4 protein-coding genes and 1 tRNA gene are annotated in these 3,281 nt (G+C 43.0%); 1 reads left to right on the top strand and 4 read right to left on the bottom strand.

Translation table 11 applies throughout. From position 1 onward, the window contains the following. Positions 1–177: 177 nt before the first annotated feature. Positions 178–250 (bottom strand) — tRNA-Ala (locus tag PX484_RS18170). 131 nt (positions 251–381) lie between these two features. Between PX484_RS18170 and PX484_RS18165 the strand changes: the two genes are divergently transcribed. Continuing rightward, complete coding sequence (locus PX484_RS18165; RefSeq protein WP_002801528.1) at positions 382–933, top strand: 1,2-dihydroxy-3-keto-5-methylthiopentene dioxygenase; 552 nt, start codon at positions 382–384, stop codon at positions 931–933. A 170-nt stretch (positions 934–1,103) separates the two neighbouring features. Here PX484_RS18165 and petG read toward each other — a convergent pair whose 3' ends face one another. The 3 genes from petG to PX484_RS18150 all read right to left on the bottom strand — a co-directional run. Then, on the bottom strand, positions 1,104–1,220 hold the full coding sequence (petG, locus tag PX484_RS18160; RefSeq protein ID WP_002738052.1) for a cytochrome b6-f complex subunit V: 117 nt from the start codon (positions 1,218–1,220) through the stop codon (positions 1,104–1,106). 234 nt (positions 1,221–1,454) lie between these two features. Then, positions 1,455–1,940, bottom strand: coding sequence for a hypothetical protein (locus PX484_RS18155; RefSeq protein ID WP_287666661.1), 486 nt, complete (start codon positions 1,938–1,940; stop codon positions 1,455–1,457). 344 nt (positions 1,941–2,284) lie between these two features. Beyond that, a partial coding sequence (locus tag PX484_RS18150; protein WP_288105009.1) for a metallophosphoesterase family protein occupies positions 2,285–3,281 on the bottom strand: 997 nt, incomplete at its 5' end.

Here is a 3,281-nt window from a genome sequence, read left to right as displayed (position 1 = left end):
TCAGGAATTAATGGCATTTTTTCAAGGAAAATTACCACCACAAGTTAAGTCTTTTAGCTTTTCTGTCAGTAATCCTCTGCTATTCTCCCCAGAAATAAAAGTAACACCTTTTTGGGAAGTTGACGCCGGTTCATAATCTTTCTTGAACCTTAAAAAGCGGTTAATATCTCTGGCAAATGGAGAATAGGGAACTCGAATCCCTGACCTCTGCGGTGCGATCGCAGCGCTCTACCAACTGAGCTAATTCCCCATATATAGGCCATAATAGCATTTTTGAGCAGAAAATCCTAGGAACTGGCAAGGGATCGAGGGGCAAAAAATCGAGCGGCTTGCCTCTGGAAAACTTTAAAATAGAAAAAGTAATCTTGAGGATGATAACCAATGGCGATACTACGCTTAGAGAATGGGACAACCTATACCCAGTTAGCCGATATTAGTCTGGAATTGGCCAAATTAAATGTTACTTTAAACTATTGGCCGATCGAAAACGAAGCCACTTGTCAGCTACTTAAGCAAGCTTCTCTCACTGACGAAGAAAAAGAAATAGTTTTAACCAGCTTAGACGGTTATTTTGAGCAACTAAAGCAAGAAGCGGGTTATCAAGCTAGAGATTTAATCGTTTTACACCCTGAAATTCCCAATCTCGACACTTTACTGGCCAAATTCGAGCGCTGTCACACCCACGCTGACGATGAGGTGCGTTATATCATTGATGGGGAGGGGGTTTTTGGCTTTGTCTTTCCCGATGGTTCTCAGGGGGAATTAACTATTCAACCTCAAGAATATATCAATGTTCCCGCCCATAGCGAACACTGGTTTCACCTCACTGCCAGTAAACGAGTTAAAGCAGTACGTTACTTCACCAGTACCGCCGGATGGGTTCCCGAATATACGGAAACCGTCATTCGTTTTCCTAGTTTAACAGCCGTCTAGCCTTTGGTTTCAGGCGAGCGCTCTCCCCATAAGACAGATGAGTTTTGCAGGGATGGCAACGCCGGCAGCCACAATCTGTTAAGCGGCAAATTTGTCCTATTGAAAAATCTCCCGTCTAGTGCCTAGCTTGACGGGAGATTGTCTCAATTCGGGGGATTGGCGTGATAGATTTAGTCTAAGCCGAATTGATTGCCCCGTTTGTACTGTAAGTAGGCGGCAACGAACAAACCCGCTAGGGTAATGGGAATTAAGCCTAGGACAATCCCTAGCACTAAAGGTTCAATCACGTCTGTACTCCTTGGATTAGCAATTTTTCACCCGTATTTTATCCTAGCAGCGGTTGCCCTGGAAAGATAGGGCGATCGCATATACTTCTTAAATAGGGTTTGCTGAACAAGTTTTTCGTGGGGTGTGGGGGTAGTGGGGAATTTAGCTGAAATTTCCCTAAATCCCCATCTCTCTAAATCCTATCTCCCGACTCCCCAAAAGGAAAACTTCACCATTAAGATAACTGCTCTACTCTAGGAGCGACCGAGAAAAAATTTTCTCAATGTGCCTTTACCCCAATAGCGATCGATTTCTTGCCAGAGATTGTGGAGACAAAAAACCACTGCTAGACAGAGAGTAACCGCAAGGATTTGAGAGAAACTTTCCCTTTGCCAAAATTTGGCCATTGCCTGCGAAATTACCCGCGTTCCCCGATAAGCTTCCAGAAAACCCTCGATCGAGCCGAGAATCAGTGCTGCTAGGGTATAAACAAAGGTTCGATACAGAACGCTAAGGTAACGGGGGCGATTTTCTAACCATTCTAGCTTCAGGGCCACGTCGAGAATGACCACGGTTTTTGCGGCAATGATCGCCCCTAAGATCGCTTTACCCAAAACGTAGGTGGTAATCGAATACTCTTCCAGAAATAATTTCATGATCAGAAGAATATAACCGAAAGCCAAGAAAAAAAACAGGGCAAGAGAACCGATTTTTTTCAATTCCTTTTTAATTGCTTCCATTGATTTTTTTTGACATTTTCTGCCAAGATAGCGGCCGCGTACCATAACTATAAGCTATAGTTAATTATTTGTTGCAGCTATTCTCTGAACTCTACCAGCAAGTTTGATCGCCGATAACTGAACTGATGCTTGAAACTAATTACGGCTTGCTGAATAAATCTAAAAACCTTGTTGTATAAGACTTTTAGACTTGTTTTCCCTCAAAAAGTGCCGACCTTTGGAGTGATTAGGGGGAAAATTCCTGGACTTTTTCCCTGAAAATTAGGTAATTGACCACCTGAAAATCGGTAAAACCCCACACCCCACACCCCACACCCCACACCCTGCCCCTAGGAAAAGCTTTTTCAGCAAACCCTAATTACAGCTTGATTGTCGATAAAATGAGGATTACCGAGGGGATCGATGGCACTGAAAGTGTAAAAATAACGGCGTGCTAGGGGCGGAAAATCGCTAAAATCGAAGATTGTGTCACCTTTGGCCACATCTGCCCAAAAATTTCGTAATTTCGGGGCTAATTCCTCCGCTAGACTCATGGGAAGATTGAGGGGATGGCAGGTTAACAAACGCATCATAAAAGGATAAGAGCGATCGCCTAACCATTGCCGAGAAATAGCGGGTAAATTCTCCCATCCGGGTATATTTTGCAGATGAAAGGATTCTATGGCTAATTCAACCGTGTTTTCGGAATATTCTAGCACCCGGTAGGGATGGGGATAACTGACGAGAGAACCGGTGGTAATTTCATAGATACCTCTGGCAAAAGCCAGATCCTGCACATGGAGATGGCCAGTAATCAACAATTTTACGCCGTTTTCCTCTAGTATATCGAGCAGTTCTACCGCATTAGCCAACATATAGCGTTTACCTAATTCATGATTGCTTTGTCCGGGTAAATGCTCGATAACGTTATGATGGATCATCACCATCACTAGATCGTTTTTTAGCGCGGGTAAAGTCTGTTTTAACCAATGCAATTGTTCTGCATCTAAACTGCCAATTTGTTTACCTTGATCATCGAATTGATTAGAATTAAGACCGATTAATTGCACTCCGGGTAAAATTTCTTTTTGGTAGTATATTTGTTCTGGATCGCTGTAACCAAATTGTTGATAATAAAAGGGAAAATCTCCTAAACCGATCTGGTTTTCTGTTGCGGTTAAACTCAAAACATCATGATTACCCGGCACCACATAGACGGGGAAGGGTAAAGTGGCTAAACAATCGGCTAACCAACGATGATTTTCTGGTTCACCATCTTGGGTTAAATCGCCAGCAATCAGCAGAAAATCGAGGTTAAGGGTGATGAGATGGTCTAAAACAATTTTTAAAGCGGGAATACTC

This window comes from Microcystis sp. M49636_WE2 (assembly GCF_030065375.1).
GTDB lineage: Bacteria > Cyanobacteriota > Cyanobacteriia > Cyanobacteriales > Microcystaceae > Microcystis > Microcystis aeruginosa_C.
The sequence above is the reverse complement of the archived record's forward strand: the minus strand, read 5'-3'. Positions and strand labels throughout refer to the sequence as shown.

What these genes read in the sequence shown, in the direction of transcription:
- PX484_RS18155 (WP_287666661.1), bottom strand. Translation starts at nt 1,940, where the DNA reads ATGGAAGCAATTAAAAAGGAATTGAAAAAAATCGGTTCTCTTGCCCTG.
- PX484_RS18165 (WP_002801528.1), top strand. Translation starts at nt 382, where the DNA reads ATGGCGATACTACGCTTAGAGAATGGGACAACCTATACCCAGTTAGCC.